This window comes from Bradyrhizobium sp. CCBAU 65884 (assembly GCF_028128835.1).
GTDB classification, from domain to species: domain Bacteria; phylum Pseudomonadota; class Alphaproteobacteria; order Rhizobiales; family Xanthobacteraceae; genus Bradyrhizobium; species Bradyrhizobium ottawaense.
On record NZ_LBJU01000109.1, the window covers coordinates 60,528 to 84,680 of the forward strand.

The 24,153-nt window shown below is 66.5% G+C and carries 21 protein-coding genes; 8 read left to right on the top strand and 13 right to left on the bottom strand.

Annotated features, from left to right (window positions below; translation table 11 throughout):
* Nucleotides 1-59 precede the first annotated feature (59 nt).
* From XI03_RS13560 to XI03_RS13575, 4 genes are all read right to left on the bottom strand, one after another.
* Nucleotides 60-1,034, bottom strand: coding sequence for a hypothetical protein (locus XI03_RS13560; protein WP_271592436.1), 975 nt, complete (start codon nucleotides 1,032-1,034; stop codon nucleotides 60-62).
* 289 nt (nucleotides 1,035-1,323) lie between these two features.
* Nucleotides 1,324-1,821, bottom strand: coding sequence for a TPM domain-containing protein (locus XI03_RS13565; protein ID WP_028140417.1), 498 nt, complete (start codon nucleotides 1,819-1,821; stop codon nucleotides 1,324-1,326).
* 4 nt (nucleotides 1,822-1,825) lie between these two features.
* Nucleotides 1,826-2,842, bottom strand: coding sequence for a TPM domain-containing protein (locus XI03_RS13570; RefSeq protein WP_370093082.1), 1,017 nt, complete (start codon nucleotides 2,840-2,842; stop codon nucleotides 1,826-1,828).
* An 18-nt stretch (nucleotides 2,843-2,860) separates the two neighbouring features.
* Entirely contained in the window at nucleotides 2,861-3,469 is a 609-nt protein-coding gene (locus tag XI03_RS13575) for a LemA family protein (protein WP_028140419.1), read from the bottom strand.
* 263 nt (nucleotides 3,470-3,732) lie between these two features.
* Between XI03_RS13575 and XI03_RS13580 the strand changes: the two genes are divergently transcribed.
* The 3 genes from XI03_RS13580 to XI03_RS13590 are packed head-to-tail and all read left to right on the top strand — an operon-like array spanning nucleotide 3,733 to nucleotide 6,944.
* On the top strand, nucleotides 3,733-4,587 hold the full coding sequence (locus XI03_RS13580) for an enoyl-CoA hydratase (protein WP_028140420.1): 855 nt from the start codon (nucleotides 3,733-3,735) through the stop codon (nucleotides 4,585-4,587).
* Nucleotides 4,588-4,592: 5 nt separating this feature from the next.
* Nucleotides 4,593-5,732 carry an acyl-CoA dehydrogenase family protein gene (locus XI03_RS13585; protein ID WP_271592403.1) on the top strand — a complete coding sequence of 380 codons (1,140 nt, stop codon included), beginning with the start codon at nucleotides 4,593-4,595 and terminating at the stop codon, nucleotides 5,730-5,732.
* 15 nt (nucleotides 5,733-5,747) lie between these two features.
* Nucleotides 5,748-6,944: an acyl-CoA dehydrogenase family protein gene (locus XI03_RS13590; protein ID WP_212474881.1), complete on the top strand. Its 1,197-nt coding sequence runs from the start codon at nucleotides 5,748-5,750 to the stop codon at nucleotides 6,942-6,944.
* Between the two features lie 223 nt (nucleotides 6,945-7,167).
* On the opposite strand, the gene XI03_RS13595 is transcribed toward XI03_RS13590, so the two are convergent.
* The 3 genes from XI03_RS13595 to XI03_RS13605 all read right to left on the bottom strand — a co-directional run bounded on the left by XI03_RS13595 (nucleotide 7,168) and on the right by XI03_RS13605 (nucleotide 11,647).
* Nucleotides 7,168-9,492: a xanthine dehydrogenase family protein molybdopterin-binding subunit gene (locus XI03_RS13595; RefSeq protein WP_271592404.1), complete on the bottom strand. Its 2,325-nt coding sequence runs from the start codon at nucleotides 9,490-9,492 to the stop codon at nucleotides 7,168-7,170.
* A gap of 257 nt (nucleotides 9,493-9,749) precedes the next feature.
* Nucleotides 9,750-10,625, bottom strand: a complete 876-nt coding sequence (locus XI03_RS13600; protein WP_271592405.1) for a dihydrodipicolinate synthase family protein — start codon at nucleotides 10,623-10,625, stop codon at nucleotides 9,750-9,752.
* Nucleotides 10,626-10,681: 56 nt separating this feature from the next.
* On the bottom strand, nucleotides 10,682-11,647 hold the full coding sequence (locus XI03_RS13605) for a VOC family protein (protein WP_271592406.1): 966 nt from the start codon (nucleotides 11,645-11,647) through the stop codon (nucleotides 10,682-10,684).
* A gap of 186 nt (nucleotides 11,648-11,833) precedes the next feature.
* Between XI03_RS13605 and XI03_RS13610 the strand changes: the two genes are divergently transcribed.
* Nucleotides 11,834-12,700, top strand: a complete 867-nt coding sequence (locus XI03_RS13610; RefSeq protein ID WP_271592407.1) for a S1C family serine protease — start codon at nucleotides 11,834-11,836, stop codon at nucleotides 12,698-12,700.
* On the top strand, nucleotides 12,697-13,068 hold the full coding sequence (locus XI03_RS13615; RefSeq protein WP_271592408.1) for a response regulator transcription factor: 372 nt from the start codon (nucleotides 12,697-12,699) through the stop codon (nucleotides 13,066-13,068). Before XI03_RS13610 ends, XI03_RS13615 begins: the two co-directional genes overlap by 4 nt.
* On the opposite strand, the gene XI03_RS13620 is transcribed toward XI03_RS13615, so the two are convergent.
* The 4 genes from XI03_RS13620 to XI03_RS13635 form a co-directional block, all read right to left on the bottom strand.
* On the bottom strand, nucleotides 13,063-14,133 hold the full coding sequence (locus XI03_RS13620; protein ID WP_271592409.1) for a sensor histidine kinase: 1,071 nt from the start codon (nucleotides 14,131-14,133) through the stop codon (nucleotides 13,063-13,065). The two genes, XI03_RS13615 and XI03_RS13620, sit on opposite strands and share 6 nt — an antisense overlap.
* Nucleotides 14,120-14,812 (bottom strand): response regulator transcription factor, encoded by a 693-nt coding sequence (locus tag XI03_RS13625; RefSeq protein WP_038948196.1) that lies wholly within the window; start codon nucleotides 14,810-14,812, stop codon nucleotides 14,120-14,122. Before XI03_RS13625 ends, XI03_RS13620 begins: the two co-directional genes overlap by 14 nt.
* A 101-nt stretch (nucleotides 14,813-14,913) precedes the next feature.
* Nucleotides 14,914-15,360, bottom strand: a complete 447-nt coding sequence (locus XI03_RS13630; RefSeq protein ID WP_028140430.1) for a hypothetical protein — start codon at nucleotides 15,358-15,360, stop codon at nucleotides 14,914-14,916.
* A 246-nt stretch (nucleotides 15,361-15,606) separates the two neighbouring features.
* Nucleotides 15,607-17,943, bottom strand: coding sequence for a Tex family protein (locus tag XI03_RS13635; protein WP_095426745.1), 2,337 nt, complete (start codon nucleotides 17,941-17,943; stop codon nucleotides 15,607-15,609).
* 1,088 nt (nucleotides 17,944-19,031) lie between these two features.
* Here XI03_RS13635 and XI03_RS13640 point away from each other — a divergent pair.
* On the top strand, nucleotides 19,032-20,501 hold the full coding sequence (locus XI03_RS13640; protein ID WP_271592410.1) for an amidase: 1,470 nt from the start codon (nucleotides 19,032-19,034) through the stop codon (nucleotides 20,499-20,501).
* Between the two features lie 118 nt (nucleotides 20,502-20,619).
* On the opposite strand, the gene XI03_RS13645 is transcribed toward XI03_RS13640, so the two are convergent.
* Nucleotides 20,620-20,940 (bottom strand): hypothetical protein, encoded by a 321-nt coding sequence (locus XI03_RS13645; RefSeq protein ID WP_028140433.1) that lies wholly within the window; start codon nucleotides 20,938-20,940, stop codon nucleotides 20,620-20,622.
* Between the two features lie 116 nt (nucleotides 20,941-21,056).
* Here XI03_RS13645 and XI03_RS13650 point away from each other — a divergent pair, with 116 nt between their 5' ends.
* Complete coding sequence (locus XI03_RS13650; protein ID WP_038948194.1) at nucleotides 21,057-21,965, top strand: PaaI family thioesterase; 909 nt, start codon at nucleotides 21,057-21,059, stop codon at nucleotides 21,963-21,965.
* Between the two features lie 67 nt (nucleotides 21,966-22,032).
* The gene (locus tag XI03_RS13655) at nucleotides 22,033-22,398 is read left to right on the top strand and encodes a hypothetical protein (protein WP_038948193.1); all 366 of its coding nucleotides are present in this window, start codon (nucleotides 22,033-22,035) and stop codon (nucleotides 22,396-22,398) included.
* On the opposite strand, the gene poxB is transcribed toward XI03_RS13655, so the two are convergent.
* Nucleotides 22,395-24,131 carry a ubiquinone-dependent pyruvate dehydrogenase gene (gene poxB, locus XI03_RS13660; RefSeq protein WP_271592411.1) on the bottom strand — a complete coding sequence of 579 codons (1,737 nt, stop codon included), beginning with the start codon at nucleotides 24,129-24,131 and terminating at the stop codon, nucleotides 22,395-22,397. The two genes, XI03_RS13655 and poxB, sit on opposite strands and share 4 nt — an antisense overlap.
* Between the last annotated feature and the right edge of the window lie 22 nt (nucleotides 24,132-24,153).

Below are 24,153 nucleotides of genomic sequence, written 5' to 3' on the forward strand. Positions count from 1 at the left end.
AAGCAAAAAGGCGCTTCACATGGTGGTGAAGCGCCTTTCGAAAGTCGTATCTGAGCCGCTCAGCGTCCGGTGATCAGGCCCTTGCTGGTGACGACCACCCAGCGGCCGTCCTGGCGCCGGATCGCATCGACGCGACCAAGGCCGGGGATGGGATCGCCGGGATAGACCTCGTAGAGCCCGTCGCGGCCCTCGATCAGCGCACCGCCATTGCCGGCGTTGCGCAGCCGCCAGCCTTCGACCGTCGGCAGGCGGCCGACCTCGGTCTTGGGTGCGGCAGCCACTGGGGCCGGCGCGGCGGCGGCGGTCGCAACCTGGGTCGGCGCGATCGAGCCGGTGGTCTCCTTGGGCACCGCTGCTGCGGCCTGCGCGGGGGCGGCGGGCGGCGTGGCGCGGAGCTTGTCGACGGTCTCGGACAGCTTTGCGATTTTGGCCATCGGCTCGGCCTGCGCCTTCTCGAGCTTGTCGAGGCGGTCGTTGGCCCGGTTGAACTGGGTGACGCCGGTTTTCGAGCTGTGGTCGACATTGGCCTTGAGCGCGACGAGGTCGGCATCGATCCGGGCGACCGAAGCATCGAGCGCGCTGGTGTCGGCGACCTGCACCGGCGCTTGGGCCGGGGCGGCGAAATGCATCATGCCGGCGGTTGCGAGCGCGCCGCTGACGGCGCCAACGCCGGCGGCGATCGCCACCACCGCGGCCATCGCCGACAGGCGGCGCTTGCTGCCGGTCTCACGCGGCTCTTCCGCCTTCACATGCGGAGCAAAATCCTCACGGTCCCAGTTCCGCTCCGACGGCGCCATGACGATCAGCTTGCCGGGCTTCGGCTCGGGCTTGGTTTCGGCTTTGGCTTCGAGCTTCGGCACGTCGATCCGGGATGCCTCAATCTTCGGCGGCTCGATCTTTACCGGATCCGGCTTGGGTGGCGCCTCATGGTCCGGCGCAATCGAGGGAGCCTCGATCCCAGCGGCCTCATTGGCCTGCGGCGCGGTCGCAGCAGCTTCGACGACGCCGGCGTCCTGGGCAGCCTGCTCGGGCATTGGTTCGCTCACGGCTCAAATACTCCAGTCTGGGTTGACCTTTTGGTAACTTTCATTGCTTGCGAAATCCTTACCTGCGGACACGCTTACCGAAATTTTAGGAAGTTATCCGGGGCCGAATTTGGCCGGGAAAGTGGAACCGGTGTGGCGGGCGTGAAACAAATTGTAATCGGGCGAAGATGAACGGCCGCGGAATAGGCGCTGGGCGTCCCTTGTCACTTCCGTCATCCCCGCGCAACGGCGGAGCCGTTGCGCGGGGATGACGGTGAGAGAACGGAGCGCGCTCCGTTCACATCACGACCGGCGCATCCGGCAGCTCGTTCGCATGCGATGCGCCGGGCGGAAAATGCCGCGCCAGTTCGCGCGACACCGCCGTGATGCCGTCGATTACGCCGCGCTCGAACTGGCCCGACCTGAACTCCGCCTCCATGGCGCGGCAGATGCTCTCCCAGCCTTCGGCACCGACCTTGGCGTGGATGCCACGGTCGGCGACGATCTCGACATCGCGGTCGGCGAGCAGGAGATAGATCAGGACGCCGTTGTTATGCGCGGTGTCCCAGATGCGCAGATGCGCAAACACGTCGAGCGCGCGCTCGCGGGCCGGCTGGTTGCGGAACAGCGGCGCGCCGTCGAGTGCGCCTTCGACCACGAAGCGGACCTGGCCGGAATGGGTGGTCTCGCCCTGCCTGATCGCCTGCTCGATGCGGGCGAGCACGGCCGGCGGAAAGATCTGCTTTGCCCGCCAATGATGCTGCACGAGATGTCTGGCGATGCGCTTGATGCTCATACCGCTACCAGCTCCCCGAGGCGCCGCCGCCGCCAAAACTGCCGCCACCGCCGCTGAAGCCGCCACTGTCACTGCTCGACGATCCGCTGCTCCAGCCGCCCGACGAGGAGCCGCTCGACCAGGAGCCGCCGCGCGAGCGGCCAGTGCCCGGCGTGATCACCGAAAACAGATCGGCGACGAATCCGATGATGAAGCCGAGACCACCCAGCGCGAGGGCAAGTGCGAAAGACCCGAGAATGAACCAGGTCAGCGCCGCAATGATGCCTCCAGTCACGAACGATCCGAGCAGCCGTCCGAGCGCGGCCCGGAAGGCGCCGCCGATGCCCACCGAGACGAACAGCGTGACGATGAAGAGCGGTGCGAGATCGTCGAGACTGCCGAAGTTTACGGTGGGCGAGGGAACCGGCAAGGGTTCGCCGTCGATCACCCGCATCATGCGCTCGACGCCGTCGGCAATGCCGCCGGCGAAATCGCCGCTCCTGAATTTCGGTGTGATGATCTCATCGATGATCCGGCGCGAGGTGACGTCGGTGAGCGCGCCTTCGAGGCCGTAGCCGACCTCGATGCGCAGATGCCGGTCGTTCTTGGCGACGACGAGGATCGCGCCGTCGTCGACCTTCTTGCGGCCGATCTTCCAGGCCTCCGCAACGCGGATCGAGAATTGCTCGATCGTCTCCGGCTGCGTGGTCGGCACGATCAGGACGGCGATCTGGCTGCCCTTGCGTGTTTCGAAGTCCCGCAGCTTTTGCGACAGCGCGGCGGTCTCGCTGCTGGACAGCGTCCCGGTCTGATCGACCACGCGGCCGGTGAGCTGGGGAACGGCGACGTCGGCTGAGGCGGGGAGCGCGAAGGCGAGGACGAGCGCCGCAACGAAAGCCGCGCGCCACCAACTCGCTGTCCTCGCCCGGCTCGACCGGGCGATCCAGTATTCCAGAGACGCCAGAAGCCCACGGAGAGGCCGCGGCGTACTGGATTCCCCGCTTCCGCGGGGAATGACGGCGGTGGGTGGAGCTTGGCGCATTCGCAAAACGGCGCGCGCTTACTTCGACGGTGCCGGCGCCGGGTTGAAGTCCACCTTCGGCGCGGTCGAGATTTCCTTCTCGTTTGCGACCGAGAAGTTCGGCTTCTCCTTGTAGCCGAACATCATGGCGGTGAGGTTGCTCGGGAACGAGCGGATGGTGACGTTGTAATCCTGCACCGCCTTGATGTAGCGGTTGCGCGCCACCGTGATGCGGTTCTCGGTGCCTTCGAGCTGTGACATCAGATCCTTGAACAGCGCGTCCGACTTGAGCTGCGGGTAGTTCTCGGTGACGACCAGCAGCCGCGACAGTGCGCTGGAGAGCTCGCCCTGCGCGGCCTGGAACTTCTGGAAGGCGGCCGGATCGTTCAGCACCTCGGGCGTCGCTTGGACGCTGCCGACCTTGGCGCGGGCATTGGTGACGCCGAGCAGCACGTCCTTCTCCTGCTGGGCAAAGCCCTTCACGGAGTTGACGAGATTGGGCACGAGGTCGGCGCGGCGCTGATACTGGTTCACGACTTCGGACCAGTTGGACTTGATCTGCTCGTCCTCGCTCTGGATCGCGTTGTAGCCGCAATTGGTGAGGCTCAGCGAGGCCAGCGCCGCCAGCACGGTCAGGATCTTGCGCATTAAATTTCTCCCGGTGGAATCCCGTAACTCAATATCAGATAGCGATAACGCGGTACCAGCTTTTCGGGTTCATTCCGGGGCGCGAAGCGAGCTATGGTGCGCCCTTGCGCACCTGAAAATCTCGAGATTCCGGGTCTGGTCCTTCGGACCATCCCGGAATGACTGCGCTGCGCACCCCAGCCGACTGACGCAAGCCTCTTGCCTATCCCTGACCGACATAGTCAACTCGACGAAACAATAAGACAGAACACCGGGGGAACGCGATGACCTCGTTCGAGACCATCCTCGTGGAGAGGCCGGATCCAGCGATCACCCGGATCGTGATGAACCGGCCGGAGGCGCGCAACGCGCAGAACCTGCAAATGACCTACGACCTCAACGCCGCCTTCGACGCGGCGGTGCAGGACGACTCGGTCAAGGTGATCATCCTCGCCGGCAACGGTCCGCATTTCTCCTCCGGCCATGATCTGCGTCCCGGCGGCAAGAATACCGCCGGTGTCGATTTTCCACCGATCGGAAATTGGGGCGGTTTTGCTGAACCAAATGCCCATGGCCGCTTCGCGCGCGAGCAGGAAATCTATCTCCAGATCACCCGGCGCTGGCGCAACCTCGCCAAGCCGACCATTGCCGAGGTGCACGGCAAGTGCATCGCCGGCGGACTGATGCTGGCCTGGGCCTGCGACCTCATCATGGCCAGCGACGACGCACAGTTCTGCGATCCCGTGGTGACCATGGGCGTCTGCGGCGTCGAATGGTTCGTGCACCCCTGGGAGCTCGGCGCGCGCAAGGCCAAGGAGTTCCTGTTCACCGCCGACAACTGGAGCGCCGAGGTGGCGCGGCAGCTCGGCATGGTCAATCAGGTCGTGCCACGCGCGGAGCTTTCTGCGCGCACGCTGGAGCTGGCGCGCAGGATCGCGGCAAAGCCGGCCTTCGCGCTGAAGATGACCAAGGAAGCGGTGAACCGCTCCGTCGACGTGATGGGCCAGCCCGCCGCGATCGACCAGGCCTTCGCGCTGCATCAGCTCTGCCACGCCCACAATCTTCAGGAATTCGGCATGATCGTCGATCCCTCCGGTCTGCATCCCTCCGTGCGCAAGCCGCCGGCGGCCGCGGAGTAATTGCGATGGATCTTAACCTCAGCGACGAGCAAAGATTGCTGCGCGAGAGCGCGGAGCGCTTCGTGGCCGGAAGCTACGATGCCGATCACCGCCGCAAGATGGCGAACGATCCACTCGGCTTCAGCCCGGCGGTGTGGAAGCAGTTCGCCGAGCTCGGCTGGCTGGCGCTGCCGATTGCGGAAGAGTTCGGCGGGCTAGGCGGCGGTGCCGTCGAGATCGGCATCCTGATGGAAGCGTTCGGCCGCGGGCTGGTGTCGGAGCCCTATGTCGCGACCGTGGTGATGGGTGCTGCACTGATCGACCGTTGCGGCACCAATGAGCAGAAGCAGGAGAGCCTGCCGAAGATCGCGGATGGATCCTTGAAGCTTGCGTTTGCGCATTCCGAGCGCGCGGCGAGGTTCGATCTCGCCAAGGTCGCGACATCAGCCAACAAGACGGCGAACGGCTGGCGCCTTGCCGGCAGCAAGATCGCCGTGCTCGACGGCCATGCCGCCGACGAGATCATCGTCTCCGCGCACATTCATGATCATCAGAGGCCTTCGGGACGGATCGGCCTGTTCCTCGTGCCGGCGACGACGCCTGGCCTCGTCGTCAGCGACTATCCGCGCCTCGGCGGCGGACGCGCCTGCAACATCGAGCTGTCCGACGTGCATCTGCCGGAGGACGCCCTGCTCGGTGACGGCCACGACGCGCTGCCGACCATCGAATGGGCCATTGACCGCGCCATGGCCGCGCTCGGCGCAGAAGCCGTCGGCATCATGCAGACGCTGCTGGACACCACGCTCGAATACACCAAGATCCGAAAGCAGTTCGGACGGCCGCTGTCGGCCAACCAGGTGATCCGCCATCGCCTCGCCGACATGGCGATGCAGGTTGACGAGGCGCGCTCGATGGCGCTGCGGGCTGCGCTGAAGGCGGATAGCCCGCCGGTCGAGCGGGCCCGTGCGGCGTCTGCCGCGAAAGCCAAGATCGGCAAATGCGCACGGTTCGTCGGCGAGCAGTCGATCCAGCTTCATGGCGGCATGGGCGTCACCGAGGAGCTCGAGGTCGGCGCCTATTTCAAGCGGCTGGTCGCCTTCGACACGCTGTTTGGCGGCAGCGCGCACCACTATGCCCGTCACGCCGAACTTGGCCGCAAGGCCTGATATCGGGAGAGCCTCATGGACCTGTCGTTCAATGCCGAGGAGCGCGCCTTCCAGGACGAGGTGCGCGGCTTCATCGCCAAGAATCTCACTGAGGAGATGAAGCGCGCGACCGCGCTGACGCCATCGGTATTCTCCGACCCTGATATCGGCATGGCCTGGCAGCGCGCGCTACACAGGCAGGGCTGGGGCGCGCCGGGCTGGCCGGTCGAGCATGGCGGGCCGCGCTGGACGCCGGCGCAGCGCTGGATCTTCGAGACCGAATCCGCACGGGCCGGCGTACCGAACGTCAATGTGATGGGGGTAAAGATGGTCGGGCCCGTCATCATCGGGTTCGGCTCGCCCGAGCAGAAAAACTTCTACCTGCCGCGGATTCTCTCCGGCGAGGATTATTGGTGCCAGGGCTATTCCGAGCCGGGCTCCGGCTCCGATCTGTCCTCGCTGAAGACGCGCGCGGTGCGCGACGGCGACGACTACGTCATCAACGGCACAAAAATCTGGACCACGCATGCGCATCACGCCAACCGCATGTTCGCGCTGGTGCGCACCAGCGACGGGCCGCGGCAGCAGGACGGCATCAGCTTCATCCTGATCGACATGAAGACGCCGGGGATCACGATACGCCCGATCCTGACGATCGGGGGCGACCACGAGGTCAACCAGGTGTTCTTCGACGACGTCCGCGTGCCCGTGGCCAACCGGGTCGGCGAGGAAGGCAAGGGCTGGACCTACGGCAAATATCTGCTCGAGTTCGAGCGCGGCTCGGGCATCGCCTCGGCCAAGCTGCGCGAGGGGCTGAAAGCGATTTCGGATCTCGCCGAATCGGACCTGACCGGCCGCGCCATCGACAGCCCCGATATCGCGGCGCGCATCTCGGAGGTGGAGGTCGATATCGACGCGCTTGAAATGACCGAGCTGCGCGTGCTCTCGGCATTGCAGACCGGGCAGAATCCCGGCGCGGTGTCGTCGATCCTGAAGCTGCGCAACAGCGAAATCCGCCAGGCCGTGACGCGGCTCGGAGTCGACGTGATCGGCCACGACGCCCTCGCCGTCGAGCCCATGCGACCGCTCTACCAGCTCAATCACGAGCCGGCGACGCCGGAGGAGATGCTGACAATGGTGCCGGAATATCTCAACGGCCGCGCCTACACCATCTTCGGTGGCACCTCGGAGATCCAGCGCGATATTATTGCGAAGATGATGCTGGGGATTTAGCGCCGTAGCCCGAGCATTTGGCGCGAGCGAGCGCTACACACTCCGCTGTCGTCCCGGACAAGCGTAAGCGCAGATCCGGGACCCATAGCCACAGGGAGATGTGATTGCGGGGACTCGGAGTTACCAGTTCGCGCCACAACCACTCCCTGTGGTTATGGGTCCCGGATCGGCGCGCGCTAATGGCGCGCTTGTCCGGGACGACAGCGGAGTTTGGAGCGAACGACTACCCCGCCGCCTTCGCGTCCCGGATCGCCTGCCAGACCTTCTGCGGCGTCAGCGGCGTGTTGAGCTGGGTGATGCCGAGCTCGGCGAGCGCGTCCATCACGCCGTTGGTGACGCAAGGCGGGCCGCCGATGGCGCCGGATTCGCCGCAGCCCTTGGCGCCGAGCGGATTGGTGCGGCAGGGCGCGGAATCATCCAGCGTCACCACGATCGGCGGCACGTCGTCGGCGCGCGGGATGCAGTAATCCTGGTAGCTGGCGGTGAGGAGCTGGCCGTCGGCGTCATATGAGACGCCTTCGTAGAGCGCCTGGCCGATGCCTTGCGCAACACCGCCATGGATCTGGCCGGTGACCAGCATCGGGTTCACGGCGACACCGACGTCGTCGACGGTGGTGTAGCGCACGACCTTGGAGACGCCGGTCTCGGGGTCGATCTCGACCTCGCAGATATGCGTGCCGTTTGGCCAGCTCGGACCGTCGACTTCGCCTTCCGAATCGACGCTGAGCTTGGCCCCGCTCTCCTTCTCCGCAATGTCGAACAGGCTGATGCGGCGATCGGTGCCGACCACGGTGAGCATGCCGCCCTGATATTCGATGTCCTCGACCGAGGTCTCCAGCACGTTCGCCGCCTTCTCGCGCGCCTTCTGGATCAGATCGTTGGAGGAGACCGCGACCGCCGTGCCGCCGACGAACAGCGAACGCGAACCGACGCTGCCGAAGCCCATCGCCAAATCGGTGTCGCCCTGGACCACGTCGATCTTGTCCATGGCAATGCCGAGTGTGTCGGAGATCATCTGGGTGTAGGTGGTCTGCAGCCCCTGCCCCATCGCCATGGTGCCGGAATGCAGCACGACGCGCCCTTGAGAGGTCGCGTGCAGGCTGACCTTCTCGGTGTGGGCGCGGCCGCCGGTCCATTCGATGTAGGAGGTGAGCCCGCGTCCGTAGAGCAGGCCCTTCTTCTTCGCCGCCTTCTTGCGCGCGGCAAAGCCGTCCCAGTCGGCGAGCTTCACGGCGCGGTCGAGCATGTGCGCGAAGGCGCCGGAATCGTACACCTGTCCGGCGGCATTCGTGTAGGGCAGCTGCGCCGGCTTGATGTAATTGGCTTTGCGGATCGCGCGCGGATCGATGCCGATTTTTCGCGCAGCAGCGTCGAACAGGCGTTCGACGATGAACACGGCCTCGGGCCGGCCTGCGCCGCGATAGGCGCCGACCGGCGCGGTGTGGGTCATCACCGACTGCACCTCGAAATGCACCAGCGGCAGGTCGTAGACGCCGGTCTGCACGAACGGGCCGAGCACCAGCGGGATGATGTTCGCCGCGCCCGAGGAATAGGCGCCGGTGCAGCCGATCGACCTGACGCGATAGGCCAGCACCTTGCCCTTCTCGTCGAGCGCGAAGGACGCCGTCGAGGTGAGATCGCGGCCGTGGGTGCCACCGACGAACTCGTCGGTGCGATCGCCGCGCCAGCGGATCTTCTTGCTCAGCTTGGTTGCGGCGTAAGCGACGATGCCGTCCTCGGGATAGAGGTTGGTCTTCTGGCCAAAGCCGCCGCCGATGTCGCCGACCAGCACGCGCACGCTGTCCTTGGGACGCTTCAGCACGGCCTCGGCGAGCACGTCGCGGGTCGAGGCCGGGGTCTGCGACTGCACGTGCAGCAGCAGGCGGCCGGTCTTGTTGTCGATCTCGGCAATGGTCGAGCGCGGCTCCATCGCGGACGGCACGAGGCGCTGGCTGACGAGGTCGAGCTCGACGGTGTGCGCCGCCTTGGCAAACGCCTCGTCCACCTTGGCGGCATCGCCGTAAGACATCGCGCCGACGATGTTGTCGGGCGCCTCCGGCCACACCACGGGCGCGCCTGATTTCACGGCCTCGACGGGGTCGACCACCGCCGGCTGCACGTCGTACTCGACGACGATTGCCTCGGCCGCGCTCTGCGCCTCGACGCGGGACGACGCCACGACGGCCGCCACGGCCTCGCCGGCGTAGCGGACGACCTCATGGGCGAGCAATCGGCGCGGCGGCACCGTCATCGGCTTGCCGTCGGGGCGCTTGAAGATGCTCAGCGTCGGGATGCTGCCGACATCGTCCTTGACGAGGTCGGCGCCGGTGTAGATCGCGGTCACGCCCGGCATCGCGGCGGCTGCACTGGTGTCGATCGAGACGATCTTGGCGTGGGCATGCGGCGAGCGCAGCACGTAGAGCCACAGGGCGCCGTCGCCCGGCTTGTCGTCGATGAACTGCCCCTTCCCGGTCAGCAGCCGCTGGTCTTCCAAACGCTTGACGGGCTGCCCCGCTCCGAAACGCAAATTGCCGGGAAGAATGTTCATTCCGTGGGGTCCTCGAGGTCTTTTCGAAACTGCGGGCAGCCTTTTAGCGGATCGATCAAGGGCATACCAGCCGCGGTTTTGGGCGGGATATCCGCGGATTCGGCATGCTGTCCCGCGACACGCGAATCCGTGGGGTGGGCAAAGGCGCACTTGCGCCGTGCCCACGATCTCTTGGACGTCGAGAAAAGTCGTGGGCACGCTTCCGCCTTCGCTCTTCGAGCTACGGCGGACAAGTCGCTTTGCCCAACCTACGGAAGCTACGCCAGCTCCCGCAGCGCCGCCTCCACCACCTTGCGCGCCTCGGCCGTCAGCGCCGCCTGCGGCGGGACGGGGTCGCCGACGTCGTAGCCCTGGATCGAAAGCCCGGCCTTGATGCAGGCGGCGAGATTGAAGCGGGCGAAGGCCTCGTTGATGCGCCACAGCCGGCGCTGCAGCGCCATGGCCTCGTCCCAGCGGCCAGCCTCGCAGAGGTCGTAGAGCGCGACACTCTGGCGCGGGATGATGCAGGCCGGTCCCGCCATCCAGCCAAGCCCGCCGATCAGCATCACCGCGGCCGGGATGTGGGCGGAGGCCGAGAACACCCGCAAGGCATCGCCGCAACGGTTCATGATCGAGAGCAGCCGACCGGTGTTGGTCGATGCGTCCTTGATGTAGCCGATGCGCGGATGCTCGGCGAGGCGCGCGATCACGTCGAGGGTGAGGTCCGAGCGCTGGAATTGCGGATTGGTGTAGATGACGACGGGAATGTCGACGGCATCCGCGATGGCGCGGAAGTAGGCCTCGACCTGGGCGTCGGTGAGCGGAAAATACGCCTCCAGGATCGCCAGGATGCCGTCGGCCCCACACTTCTGGTAGGTCCTCGCCTGCGCCACCGCATCCGCCGTCGAGGTCGAGGCGACGCCCGCGATCACGGGCACCCGGCCCCTCGCGGCCTCGATCGTGGTCTGCACGACCGCCGTGCGTTGCGCGGCACTGAGATAGGCGAACTCACCGGTCGAGCCCAGCGGCGTCAGTCCGTGCACGCCGGCGCCGATCAGATCGTCGCAGAGCTTTGCGAGGACGCCGGTGCGCACCGTGCCGTCGGCATCGACGGGGGAGACGAGGTAGGGAAAGACGCCGTGGAATTCGGACATGTCGGGGGCTCCGGAAGCTGGCACCCGACGGGTCTTAGCAATGCCCGCCCCCGCGATCAAACCTTGAGCAAGCGTACTCGCGTGCCCCAGGGATCGATCGCCTCCACGCCGCCGGCAAGCGCCGTGACCTTCACACCACCTTTGCGCAGGCGCGCTTCCTGCGCGGCGAGCAGCTCCGGCTTCGCCATGACCAGCGAGAACCAGGCGAGACCCGTCATCTGATCGTCGCGCTGGCCGGCGCCCTGGCTCTGCCAGACGTTCATGCCGAGGTGATGATGATAGCGCCCCGACGACAGGAACGCCGCGCCATTGCGGCTGCGGGTCGGATCGAGGCCGATCGCGCCATGATAGAAGCCTCCGGCCTGCGCGAGATCGCCGACCCGCAGATGCATGTGGCCGATGCGCATTCCGTCCGGTGCCCTGGCGTAATCAGGCACGCGCGTATTGGTCAGCGACAGCAGGTCGGGAATGTTGAGCTCGTCGGACGCCATCTTCACGCTGCCCTCGCTCCATTGCCATTGCGAGGGATCGCGGTCGGCATAGACCTCGATGCCGTTGCCTTCGGGGTCATCGAGATAAACGGATTCGCTGACGAGATGATCGGCAAAGCCCGACAGCTTCACGCGGTGCGAGGCCGCGTGCACAAGCCAGCGCGCCAGGTCCTTGCGGGTCGGCATCAGGAAGGCGGTGTGGTAGAGGCCGGCGGCATTGCGCGGCTCGATTGCCGCATCGGGCCGCGCCTCCAGCACCAGCAGCGTGACCCCGGCCGTACCGAGCTTCGCCGCAGTCGCCGAGCGCTCCATCACCGTGAGGCCGATGACATCGCGGTAGTAGTCCGCGACCTTGTCGAGATTCTTCACCCGCAGCGTCACCATGCCGACCCGCATCGGCGTGCGGCTGGCAAAGGTCGGGCCGCCGCCCTGCGGGGTGCCCTCGGCGCGCGCCGCGGCCGCGGCCGCCATGGCCAGCGAGGTCGCGCCGGCGAGTTGCAGCAGGGTGCGGCGGGTGAGGTCGATGGTCATGGTCAGTCAGGGCTCGCTGAAAGGGCTTAAGGCCGTGCGGCGCAATCTCGGGCCGATTGCTACACGTTCCCGTGAGCGGCTCCCAATCACATGTTCGTCGGCCGTAACAGGCGGTGTCCTGACCACCCGGCCAGTTTCGCGTTTCCCCCCGACATCCCAGATTGGGGACAGCTTCAGGAGCCAGCCATGACCGACCCAACTCCCCTGTCCTCACTATCGTCCGCCCTCGCGGACGTAGTGGCGCGCACCGCGCCCTCTGTCGTCTCCGTGCACTCGCATCGCTCCCGCGCCACCGGCTTTGCGTGGAAGCCAGGCCTGATCGTCACCGCCGACGAGGCGCTGGCCGATGAGGGCGAGGTCGAGATCGGCTTGCCCGACGGCAGCCGGGCGGCCGCCACGATCGTGGGCCGCGACCACACCACCGATATCGCGCTGCTACGCACTGAGGCCGCTGTTGCCCCGGTCAAGCTCGCCGCCACGGTCCCGCCCCTCGGCGCGTTGTCGATCCTGGTCGCCACCAACCGCGAGACGCCGAGTGCCGCGCTGGGGCTGGTGTCGGCATCCGGCAGCGGCTGGCGCTCCTTGCGCGGCGGCGAGATCGATGCGCGGATCGAGCTCGATGTCCGCCTGCGCGCCAGCCAGCAGGGCGGCCTCGCACTCGATGCTTCGGGTGAAGCCTTCGGCATGGCCGTGCTCGGGCCGCGGCGCGTGCTGGTGATCCCGACGGCGACGATCGAGCGGGTCGCGGCGCAACTCGAGACGCGCGGCCGCATCGCGCGCGGATATCTCGGCCTCGGACTCCAGCCGGTCCGGCTCGACGACGGCATCGGCGCGATGGTGATGAATGTCGACAAGACCGGACCTTCGGCCGCCGCCGGCATCCGCCAGGGCGACGTGATCGTGGCAGTCAACGACCAGAAACTGTCCGGCGTGCGCGCCCTGTCGCGAACGCTGGGGCCGGCGAGCGTCGGCGCGGTGGTCGATGTCGCGGCGCGCCGCGGCGGCGAGCCGGTCAGCTTCAAGGTCACGGTCGGCGAGAGGCCGGAGGCGTGAGCGAGGACAACGCACCGGAAATCGTGCTTGCGCTGGAGATCGACGATCCCGCCCTCGCCGATCGCCTGGCGGCTTTGCTCGGCAATATCGCCGGACTTCGCCTTGCCGCGCCGGGCGAGGCCGCCACGGCGACGATCGTCGCCCGCGATCCACGCATCATGCCCGCCGACATCGCGCTGACGCAGCGCGAGCTCGACGTGCTGGCGCTGATGGCCGAGGGCGCGTCCAACAAGATGATCGCGCGACGGCTCGGCATCTCCGTGCACACCGTCAAATTCCATGTCGGCTCGCTGCTCGCCAAGCTGGACGCCACCGGCCGCACCGACGCGGTGGCGCATGCGGCACGCCGCGGCGTGATCGAGCTATAGCGCGATCGGGAAGCTGAGCTCGACCGTCAGGCCCGGCGCATTGTCATGCAGCGCCACTCCCGCGCCGTGGAGGCGCGCGACCGCGGCGACGAGGCTGAGGCCAAGACCATTGCCCGGTGTGTAGCGGCTCTGCTCGAGCCGGTAGAAGCGCTTGAAGACGTGATCGCGCTCTTCCGTGGGAATGCCCGGACCATCGTCGGCGATCGCGATCACCGCGCCGCCCTCGGCGCTGCGGCAAGTCACGGTCACCTGCCCGCCTTTGCAGCCGTGCTTGATCGCGTTGTCGACGAGATTGGCGATGGCATCGAACAGCAGGTCGCGATCGCCCGTGATCGCCACCTCGCGGTCTCCGGCAAGGCTGAGGCGGGTTGCGACCTCCTCGGCGGCGGCGTCGTAGAGCTCGACGACCTCGCCGGCGATTTCAGTCAGGTTCAGCGCGCGGAAGGCGCCGGTGCGGGCACGGGTCTCGATCTCGGAGATCCGGGTGATGGAGGCGAACATGCCGAGCACGGCGTCGAGATCGGCGATGGTGTCGCCGATCAGCGCGGCATCCGCCTCGCTGTTGCGCTCGTGGTGATAGGCCTTTTCCAGCCGGCCGCGCATCCGCGTCAGCGGCGTGCGCAGATCGTGGGCGACGTTGTCGCTGACCTGCTTGACCTCGCCCATCAGCGTCTCGATGCGGTCGAGCATCTGGTTGAGGTTTTCGGCGACGCGGTCCCATTCGTCATGGCTGCCGCGCAAGGGGATGCGCTGGTCGAGGCCGGAAAGCATGATGGCGCGGCTGGTGGCGTTGATCTCCTCGATCCGCCCCACCGTGCGCCGCGTCACCAGCACGGCGGCGAGCCCGGCGAGCACCAGCAGCAGCACGGCAACCGCGGCCATCGCAAGCTCGATCATCGCGGTGAACCCGCCGTGATCGCCGGCGTCGCCGACCCGGCTCTCCACATAGGCCAGCGTGCCGAAATAGACATAGGCCATGATCGCCGCGACGATCAGCCCGAAGGCCGCGATCGCGATCAGCGCCAGGCGGAAGGTCGAGGAGCGGAGCGTCTTAACCAGGAGCACGGAGGCAATATCCGATGCCGCGTATGGTATGAATCAGCGGATAGGCCTGGGCATCGTCGACCTTGCGGCGGACGCGACCGACATAGACATCGATGATGTTGGTGGAGGGATCGAAATGCAAGTCCCAGACGTGCTGGAGCAGCATCGCGCGGGAGACGACGCGGCCCTCGTTGCGGACGAGATATTCGAGCAGCTGGAATTCGCGCGGCAGCAGCGGGATCTTGCGGCCGCGGCGGCTGGCGTTGCGTGCGATCAGGTCGATGGCGAGGTCGCCGACCCGCAGCAGCGTCTCCTTGGCGATGGTCTCGCTGCGGCGGCCGAGCGCCTCCAGCCGCGCCAGCAATTCGGTGAAGGAGAACGGCTTGACGAGATAATCGTCGCCGCCGGCGCGCAGGCCGCGGACGCGATCATCGACCTCGCCGAGCGCGGAGATGATCAGGAACGGCGCGGCGACGCCGTCGTCGCGCAATTGCCGCATCACGCTGATGCCGTCGATATCGGGCAACATGCGGTCGATCGTGATCACGGCATAGTCGCGCGCGGCGCCGTGGCTCAGGGCTTCACGGCCGTTGGCTGCGAGATCGACGTCGTAGCCGGAGGTCGTCAATTCCTCGACGAGCTGGCCTGCGGTTTCCGGATCGTCCTCGACGACCAGGATGCGACGGTGACCTCCGGTCATGCAAAACTCCGCGCGAACGATCGCCACCAGACTATCCCGTTCCGGGGCTGGACGGAACCGCCCGGTGGCGACCGCGACAATGGTGCGGTACGGCGATGCGACTACCAATAGTCTCCGCACACATTGACCCATTGCCATCCGTAGGGCGTCCAGCTCCTGCGCCAGCAGCCGTCATTGTAGCCGGCGTAAATGAAGGGCGCGCCGAAGACGGCGAAACGACGGAAATGATGATGGTGGAAGCCGCGGTGACCGTGCCAGCCGGCACCGGCGAAACGCGGCCCGATCCCCGCATGCGCGAAGCGTGCGCCGCCAAAGGCGGGACCGCCGACATGGGCGAAGCGCGCGCCGCCCATCCCGCCGACATGCATGCCGCTAAAGCCGCCGGCGCGCATCCCGCCGCCACCGAAATGACCACCACCACCGAAATGGCCACCACCGCCGAAGCCGCCATGTCCGCCACCGCCGCCTCTGGCGAGCACCGGTGAAGCTGCCGCCATCACCGCGGCGAGCGTCACCGCGGTGAGGCCTTTGAGAAGCCTGCTGTTCATCGAAGCATCCTCCTTGCAGTGCGGCGGTCTCAACGCCGCACGAGGACGATCAGATGAGAGGAAGCGAGCGGCGCCTGCAACTTACAAACGCGCCAGATTCTGACGCGGGTGTTAGGGAGAGGGAGCCCAACTCTCTCCCCGTCATTGCGAGGAGCCCTTGCGACGAAGCAATGACGACGTGGAGAAAGCTTTCCATACGTCGAGCAGCTCACCTCTCCCCGCAAAGGGCGGGGAGAGGTTAAGATCTCACGCCCGCTTGCCGTTGTTCTTCTCCGCCGCGCGGCGCAGGGCTTCGGCGAGCGCACCGCCGCCGGACGATTCCTGCTTGCGCGGTGCGGACGACGTCATGCGGGAAGGGTTGCGCGAGCTGTTGTCGCGCTGCATGCCGGGGGCGTCCTTCTTGGCGCCGACCTCGTCGTCGAGGCGCAAGGTCAGCGAGATGCGCTTTCGCGCGACCTCGAAGTCCAGCACCTTGACCTTGACGATGTCGCCGGGCTTCACCACCTCGCGCGGATCCTTGATGTAGGTCTTGGACATCGCGGAGATGTGCACGAGGCCGTCCTGGTGCACGCCGATGTCGACGAAGGCGCCGAACGCGGCGACGTTGGTCACGGTGCCCTCGAGGATCATGCCCTTCTGGAGATGCTTGATCTCCTCGACGCCTTCCTTGAACACGGCGGCCTTGAACGCCGGACGCGGATCGCGGCCGGGCTTTTCCAATTCCTTCAAGATGTCGGTGACGGTCGGCAGACCGAAGGTCTCGTCGACGAAATCCTTCGGCTTCAAGGTGCGCACGATCTCGCTGCTGCCGATCAGCGCCTTGATGTCGCTCTTGGTGGCGCTGAGGATCCGGCGCACCACCGGATAAGCTTCCGGATGCACGCCGGACGCGTCGAGCGGGTCCTCGCCGCCGAGGATGCGCAGGAAGCCGGCGCACTGCTCGAACGCCTTCGGCCCGAGCCGCGGCACGTCCTTCAGCGCCTTGCGCGACTTGAACGGGCCGTTGGCGTCACGGTGGGCCACGATGCTCTGCGCCAGACCGGAGCCGACGCCCGACACGCGGGCAAGCAGCGGTGCGGACGCGGTGTTGACGTCGACACCGACGGCGTTCACGCAGTCCTCGACCACGGCGTCGAGCGATTTTGCGAGCTTGGCCTGGCCGAGATCGTGCTGATACTGGCCGACGCCGATCGCCTTGGGCTCGATCTTGACGAGCTCGGCGAGCGGATCCTGCAGACGCCGCGCGATCGAGACCGCGCCGCGCAGGGTGACGTCGAGACCGGGCAATTCCTCCGAGGCGAAAGCCGAGGCCGAATAGACCGACGCGCCGGCTTCCGACACCACGATCTTGGTCATCTTCAGCTCGGCCAGGCCCTTGACGAGATCGCCTGCGAGCTTGTCGGTCTCGCGCGAGGCGGTGCCGTTGCCGATCGCGATCAGCTCGACACGATGCTTCAGTGCGAGCTTGCCGAGGATCGCGAGCGACTCGTTCCACTGCCGCTGCGGCTCGTGCGGATAGATCACGGCGGTATCGACCACCTTGCCGGTCGCATCGGTGACGGCGACCTTGACGCCGGTGCGGTAGCCGGGATCGAGCCCCATGGTGACGCGGGTGCCGGCCGGCGCGGCCAGCAGGAGATCGCGCAAATTGGAGGCGAACACGCGCACGGCCTCGGTCTCGGCGGCGTTCCACAGCCGCATGCGCAGGTCGATATTGAGATGGACCTGAATCTTGGTGCGCCAGGCCCAGCGCACGGTGTCGATCAGCCAGCGGTCGCCGGCGCGCTTGAGGTCGGCGATGCCGAACCGCTTCATGATCTTCAGTTCATAGGCGCTGGGCACGCCCGGCGGCGGCGCCTCGGCCTCGGCCTGGATCTGCAGGTCGAGGATCTCCTCCTTCTCGCCGCGGAACATCGCGAGGATGCGGTGCGAGGGCAGCTTGGTCAGCGGCTCGGAGAACTCGAAATAGTCGGCGAACTTCTCGCCCTCGGTCTTCTTGCCGTCGCGCACCTTGGAGGCCATGCGCGCATTGGTCCACATTTCCTCGCGAAGCGCGCCGATCAGATCGGCGTCCTCGTCGAAGCGTTCGACCAGGATGGCGCGGGCACCATCCAGCGCGGCGGCGGCATCCGCAACGCCCTTCTCGGCGTTGATGAAGCCTTCGGCCACGACCTTCGGATCGTTGGTCGGCTCCGCCATCAGCTGGTTGGCGAGCGGCTCGAGGCCGGCCTCCTTGGCGATCTCCGCCTTGGTGCGGCGCTTCGGCTTGAACGGCAGATAGATGTCTTCGAGACGGGCCTTGCTGTCGGCGGCGAGAATGGAGGCCTCGAGCGCGGCATCGAGCTTGCCCTGCTCGCGGACTGATTCGAGGATGGCCTTGCGGCGGTCCTCGAGCTCGCGCAGGTAACCCAGGCGCTCCTCCAGGGTGCGCAATTGCGCGTCGTCGAGCGCACCGGTCGCTTCCTTGCGGTAGCGGGCGATGAAGGGAACCGTGGCGCCGCCATCGAGCAGCGTCACCGTCGCCTCGACCTGCTCCGCCCGAACCCCAAGCTCCTGCGCAATTTTCTGGTTGATATTTGCCACGCGAGAATTCCTCTATCCAAGCACGCAACGCGGGGGCGAACCACCGGCCACGGGACGCCGCTTATGGACCAACCGGGGTTGATTCATCAAGGTACCGCGGAGGACCGTCGACAGGGGATTTTTTTGTCGAACAGATGCGATCTCGCCACATTCGTGGGGGCGTGCCGATGTGAGCGGCAGACACGTGCCGTAGGGTGGGCAAAGGCGCGAAGCGCCGTGCCCACCAAACTCAATTTGCGGCACGAGATGCGTGGGCACGCTTGCGCTTTGCCCACCCTACGATGTCGGAGGTTGTGACTCGCAGACATGGCTTCTCCTCCTCGCGGCGCTTCCGCCCGAGTTTTGCTCTCTTCTTCGCGCCCTCAATAGAAAGGGCGCAGGGAAGGCCGAGTGCCGGCTGGCACCCGCAAGACCCCCGTGCGAAGACATTGCACACGCAATGCACGAGGGAGACACAGGGCAGCCGATCATCCGGCCTTCCCTGCGCGATGGTCTGACGGCGTATGGCGCGCTCTCCCCGGAGACGAGTTCCTGCTTGCCTCCGTCACCTCGCGGATTGACGATGCGCTTCGCCCGGTCGGGCGGCGCACCTCGCAAGGCTTGGCTGTAGCAACGACAGCCAGGACCACGCGATTTGGCCGTACGCATCAGCGCCGCTCGTCCGCACGCCGCCGGGACCTCACGGGGTTCATCCCGCCCTGCTCCCGCCTCTCGTGCACGACGCTGCCGCGTCCACCGCTCCCCGATCCGCGGCTCGTGACGACGTACGACCGCCCCTCTCGCCGGATCAGGATGGGCGACACATACGCCGAAACCGAATTTCGGTAAAGTGGAATATTTTTGCGCTTATGGATTGACAGAGGGCGACACAGTAACGATGGATGCAGCGCAGGCGTAATCCGGGATTGGCGCGGCAGGCTACGGTCGAACGTCCGCCAGCCCGGTTGCAACCATCGCACCACTGCCGGATTGAGACCCGCCTTGCGACCTCTCCGCCCTATGCAACCCTGCCCCTCGTGCCGGCTCAGTTGATTCAGGCGGTCCCTTGCTAAAGGAAGGTGGCGCCGCATCAAAGGGATTTGGATTTCATGACTTTGCCGATGAGCTGGACTGAATGGGCGCAGCACGATGGCGTCGCGCTGGCGGGGCGTGTCCGCAAGGGCGAGCTGACGGCGAAGGAATTGGCGCGCCAGGCTGCCGCCGGTGTCGCCAAGGTCAATCCGGCGCTGTCGGGCGTGGTCGAGCTGTTCGAGGACGTGATCGCCGATCCCACCAAGGACGGCGCCAATCTCGCAGGTCCGTTCGCCGGCCTGCCGTTCCTGATGAAGGACCTCGGGCCGACCATGAAGGGCCGGCTGCAGGAAATGGGCTCGCTGTTGATGCGCGGCAATCGCGCCGCGGCCGATACCTTCCTCACCGGCAAATTCCGCCAGGCCGGCCTCAACCTGATCGGGCGCACCACGACGCCGGAATTCGGCGTGTGCTCTTCGGCCGATAATCCCGCCGTCTACGTCACCCGCAATCCCTGGAATACCGACTACACCACCTGCGGCTCGTCGGCCGGCAGCGCCGCGATGGTCGCGGCCGGCGTGGTGCCGATCGCGCATGCGACCGACGGCGGCGGCTCGATCCGCATTCCCGCCGGCGTCAACGGCAATATCGGGCTGAAAGTCTCGCGCGGCGTGTTCTCGCTCGCCCCCCACATGTCCGATCTCACCGGCCTCGTCTCGATCCAGGGCTGCCAGTCGCGCTCGGTGCGCGACACCGCCGCCTTCGTCGATCATGCCCGCGGGCCGGCACCCGGCGAGTTCATGCCGTTCTGGACCACGGCGCAGCCCTATTCCGAGATGATCAAGCGCGATCCCTCGAAGCTGCGCATCGCGCTGTCGCACACATGGGGCAACTACACCGCGACGCCCGAGCTCGCAGCCGAGCTGGAGAAGGCCGGACGCTTCCTCGAAGGCCTCGGCCATCACGTCGACTATGCGCTGCCGGAGATCGACCTTCCCGCTGCATTCGAGGCGCAGACCACGTGCTACATTTCGAATTTCGCGGTGGTGATCTCCAACATGCTCGCCGCCCGCGGGCTGGAAAGACCGCCGGAAGATCTGATCGAGCCGATGAACATCCGGATCTGGGAAGCCGGCCGCCACACCACCTTTGCCGAGCGCGCGAAAATGCAGGGCGTTTTCAACACGACATCGCGCGGCTTCGGCGCCTTCTTCGAGCAGTGGGACGTGATCCTGACGCCAATCACCGCGCTGCCGACACCGAAGGTCGGCACCAGGGAATATCTCACCATCTCCGACAATCCCGATGTGCGCGACTGGTTCGACAATCTCTGGCGCTTCTTCGCCTTCACGCCGCTCGCCAATCTCTGCGGCATGCCCGCGATCTCGATGCCGATGGCGGCCCAGGACCACGGCCTGCCGCTCGGCATCCAGGCCATCGCGAAGCAGGCCAATGACGGCCTGCTCTTGCAACTCGCCGCCCAGATCGAACGCGCCCTCGACGGCAAGTGGAACGGCGGCAAGAAGCCGAAGGTGCATGTGGGCTGAGGCAGGCCTATTTGTTTCGTAGGCCCTCGCGCTCGCGGCCATCCTTCGAGACGCCCGCCGATGGCGGGCCCTCAGGATGAGGTCTTGTTTCGCGACGGGATCCTAGAGCGTTCCGATCTCAATTCTTCACCGCGGGGATCTCCTCCGTCACCGGCTGTTGCTGGCCCTGCCGGAACATCGCCAGTGCCTTGTCGAGGGCTTCGCGCAGCGCAAGCGCTGCGGCCACGCTGCAGCGCAGATGCGCGGTCTGGATCACGTCGACCCTGACGGCCGCGCCGACCGGCATCAGGAGGTTCGCGGCGAGCTCGATCTGGATCGCGCCGTTGTGATGGCCGAAGCAGGACGCACCGTCGAAATAGATGATCGGCGCCCGCTCGGAGCTGGAGCTCGAAATGGTGACGGGCCCCTGATTGTTGGCGGGCGTTTCGGGGTCGGCCATGGGCGCTCCTTGCGGCTAGTCGGCGAACGAAGCGCCCACCATCGGTGCTTCGGCCTGCTCTGTCGAGGCCAATTCGGGGTTTTGCGCGGCGCCCGACACTGGTCTAGAACCTTCCCATGAGCACCATACCAACCACGCTCCCGTTCGAGGAACTCGCCGACGCCGTCCAGGGCCGCCGCTCCGATTACGGCCATATCAGCGGGCTCCAGCTCGACCGCTTTGCGCCGGCTGAGGCCTGGTCGAGCCTGCCCTATCGTCCCGTCTTCGTCGGCGACACCGAGACCGGCGTGCTGCATGGCGGCGTCGTCACCGCGATGCTGGACGAGAGCTGCGGCATGGCGGTGCAACTTGCGCTCGACGGCACGCGCGCGATCGCAACCCTCGACCTGCGCATCGACTACCAGAAGCCGGCGACACCCGGCCTCGACATCAAGGCGCATTCGGTCTGCTACCGCACCACGCGCTCGATCGCCTTCGTGCGCTCCACCGCCTATCAGGAGTCCGAGGACGATCCGGTAGCGACTGCGACCGCCTGCTTCATGATCGGCGCCAACCGCACCAACATGCTCGCCGACCGCAGGATGGATGCGCGCAGCATCCCGGTGCTGGAGGCGCCGGAAGATCCGGATGGCCCCTTCGCGCGCAGCCCGTTCGCGCGCGCTCTCGGCATCCGCGTCAATGACGACGGCACACTGACGATGCCGTTCTCGCCAAAAATCATCGGCAACCCGATCCTGCCCGCGATCCATGGCGGCATGACCGGAGCCTTCCTCGAGACCACGGCTGTCATCGGCGTCGCGCGCGAGCTCGGCGCCGCCGCGCCACCCAAGCCGATCGGGCTCACCGTCAACTATCTGCGCTCCGGCCGTGCGCTCGACACGTTTGCCAACGTCTCGATCGTGAAGCAGGGTCGGCGTATCGTCGCCTTCGAGGCGCGCGCCTGGCAGGATGACGCGGCCAAGCCGATCGCCACCGCCTTCGGCCATTTCATGCTGCGCCCGACGCCCGGAAGTGACGAGGAATAAGCGCATTTTGACTTGACGGCCGCAGCTCCGGCCACAACGATAGCGCGTCCCCGCGAGAGGTATTGAATTGCGGCATCCGCTCGACATCGTCGCCATGTTCGCCGCACTCTGGCTGCTGGCCGCGATGATGCTCGACGCGTTGACGCCGAAGGAGCTGACCGCGATCATGATCGGCGTTGCGATCGGCCCCGCGATCGTCATCACCGCGGTGTTCTACTATTTGCGCTGCGCGCGAACGGACTTTGCGGTGATGTTCGCAGCGCTCTGGCTGATCTCGGACATCGCCATCGCCTTCGTCTCGCCGACGCAGCTGCCGCATTTCCTGATCGCGCTCGGCTTCCTGCCGGCCCTGCTGATCGGCAGCGTGCTGCACTGGCAGCGCTTCCAGCGCCGCCAGGAGCAGCTGCCCGCGCCTTCGGTGAAGCGGAGCTAACGCGGCAACAAATTCGTCTTCGCAAGATCAAGCACCTCGTCACCGCGGCCGTTCATCACCGCGCGCAGGACCCAGAGGCTGAACCCCTTGACCTGCTCGGTGGTGATGGTCGGCGGCATCGACAGCTCCTGCTTGGCGGTGACGACGTCGAGCAGGGCCGGGCCGTCATGGGCGAGCATCTCCTTGACCGCACCGGGGAGCTCGCCGGGGTCCTCGACGCGTTTGGCAAAGATGCCCATTGCGCGCGCCATCGCCGCGAAATCGGGATTCTCCAGGTCGACATTGGTGTCGACGAAACCTGCCGCCTTCATCTCCAGCGCGACGAAGCCGAGCACGCCGTTGTTGAAGATCACGACCTTCACCGGCAGCTTCTCTTGCGTCAGCGTGATCAGATCGCCCATCATCATGGTGAAGCCGCCGTCGCCGGAGAGCGAGATGACCTGGCGGCCCGGCTGGGCGGCCTGCGCGCCGATCGCCTGCGGCATCGCGTTGGCCATCGAGCCGTGCACGAAGGAGCCGACCAGCCGGCGGCGGCCGTTCATCTCGAGATAGCGCGCGGCCCACACCGTGGGCGTGCCGACATCGACGGTGAAGACCGCATCGTCGGAGGCATGGTCGCTGATGATCTTTGCGAGATATTGCGGGTGGATCGGCTTGCTGCCCGGCGTGCCCTTGGCGAGCGAGTCCAAACCCTCGCGCGCCTTCTTGTAGTGCGCGACGGCGTCGTCGAGATGCTTGCGCTGCGTCTTCGCTTTCAGCAGCGGCAGCAGCGCTTCGATGGTCAACTTGACGTCGCCGACGAGGCCGAGATCGATCTTGCAGCGCCGTCCCAGATTTTCCGGGCGGATGTCGATCTGCGCGACCTTCGCATCGGTCGGAAAGAATTGCTTGTAGGGAAAATCGGTGCCGAGCATCACCAGCGCGTCGCAGGCGTGCATGGCGGCATAGCCCGAGGAGAAGCCGATGAAGCCGGTCATGCCGACGTCATAGGGGTTGTCGTATTCGACGTGCTCCTTGCCACCGAGCGCATGCACGATCGGGCTCTTCAGCGCTTCGGCCAGCTGCATCAAGGGCGCATGCGCGCCGGCGCAGCCGCGACCGCAGAACAGGGTGACGCGCTCGGTGCCGTTGAGGAGATCGGCGAGCGCCTTCAGCTCATTCGCCTGCGGCACCACATGGGGCGCCGACAGCGCGAGTCCGCGCGTGGTCGACAGCGCGCGCTTGGGCGGGCTGCGGAACGCGACGTCGCCGGGCATGGCGACGACGGCGACACCGCGCAGGCCCACCGCCGCACGGATGGCATTCTCCAGCACGTAAGGAAGCTGGCTCGGGTCGGACACCAGCTCGCAATAATGGCTGCATTCGCGGAACAGGTTCTGCGGATGGGTCTCCTGGAAATAGCCACCGCCGATCTCGGCGGTCGGGATCTGCGCCGCGATCGCCAGCACGGGAACGCGGCTGCGATGTGCGTCGAACAGGCCGTTGATCAGATGCAGATTGCCGGGGCCGCAGGAGCCCGCGCACACCGCAAGGCTTCCGGTCATCTCGGCTTCGCCGGCGGCGGCGAACGCGGCGACCTCCTCGTGGCGGACATGGATCCATTCGATGGTGCCGCGGCGGCGCAGCGCCTCGGTCAGGGCGTTCAGGCTGTCGCCGACGATGCCGTAGATGCGCTTGACGCCGGCCTGCTCGAGCGTTGCCACGAACAGATCGGCCACGTTGTTGATCGCCATGTCGGTCTCCTGATTCAGCCAG

Excerpts from the sequence above, each read along its gene's own strand:
- XI03_RS13560 (WP_271592436.1), bottom strand. The coding sequence starts at position 1,034 with ATGCCCGAGCAGGCTGCCCAGGACGCCGGCGTCGTCGAAGCTGCTGCG.
- XI03_RS13565 (WP_028140417.1), bottom strand. The coding sequence starts at position 1,821 with ATGAGCATCAAGCGCATCGCCAGACATCTCGTGCAGCATCATTGGCGG.
- XI03_RS13570 (WP_370093082.1), bottom strand. The coding sequence starts at position 2,842 with ATGCGCCAAGCTCCACCCACCGCCGTCATTCCCCGCGGAAGCGGGGAA.
- XI03_RS13575 (WP_028140419.1), bottom strand. The coding sequence starts at position 3,469 with ATGCGCAAGATCCTGACCGTGCTGGCGGCGCTGGCCTCGCTGAGCCTC.
- XI03_RS13580 (WP_028140420.1), top strand. The coding sequence starts at position 3,733 with ATGACCTCGTTCGAGACCATCCTCGTGGAGAGGCCGGATCCAGCGATC.
- XI03_RS13585 (WP_271592403.1), top strand. The coding sequence starts at position 4,593 with ATGGATCTTAACCTCAGCGACGAGCAAAGATTGCTGCGCGAGAGCGCG.
- XI03_RS13590 (WP_212474881.1), top strand. The coding sequence starts at position 5,748 with ATGGACCTGTCGTTCAATGCCGAGGAGCGCGCCTTCCAGGACGAGGTG.
- XI03_RS13595 (WP_271592404.1), bottom strand. The coding sequence starts at position 9,492 with ATGAACATTCTTCCCGGCAATTTGCGTTTCGGAGCGGGGCAGCCCGTC.
- XI03_RS13600 (WP_271592405.1), bottom strand. The coding sequence starts at position 10,625 with ATGTCCGAATTCCACGGCGTCTTTCCCTACCTCGTCTCCCCCGTCGAT.
- XI03_RS13605 (WP_271592406.1), bottom strand. The coding sequence starts at position 11,647 with ATGACCATCGACCTCACCCGCCGCACCCTGCTGCAACTCGCCGGCGCG.
- XI03_RS13610 (WP_271592407.1), top strand. The coding sequence starts at position 11,834 with ATGACCGACCCAACTCCCCTGTCCTCACTATCGTCCGCCCTCGCGGAC.
- XI03_RS13625 (WP_038948196.1), bottom strand. The coding sequence starts at position 14,812 with ATGACCGGAGGTCACCGTCGCATCCTGGTCGTCGAGGACGATCCGGAA.
- XI03_RS13630 (WP_028140430.1), bottom strand. The coding sequence starts at position 15,360 with ATGAACAGCAGGCTTCTCAAAGGCCTCACCGCGGTGACGCTCGCCGCG.
- XI03_RS13640 (WP_271592410.1), top strand. The coding sequence starts at position 19,032 with ATGACTTTGCCGATGAGCTGGACTGAATGGGCGCAGCACGATGGCGTC.
- XI03_RS13645 (WP_028140433.1), bottom strand. The coding sequence starts at position 20,940 with ATGGCCGACCCCGAAACGCCCGCCAACAATCAGGGGCCCGTCACCATT.
- XI03_RS13650 (WP_038948194.1), top strand. The coding sequence starts at position 21,057 with ATGAGCACCATACCAACCACGCTCCCGTTCGAGGAACTCGCCGACGCC.
- poxB (WP_271592411.1), bottom strand. The coding sequence starts at position 24,131 with ATGGCGATCAACAACGTGGCCGATCTGTTCGTGGCAACGCTCGAGCAG.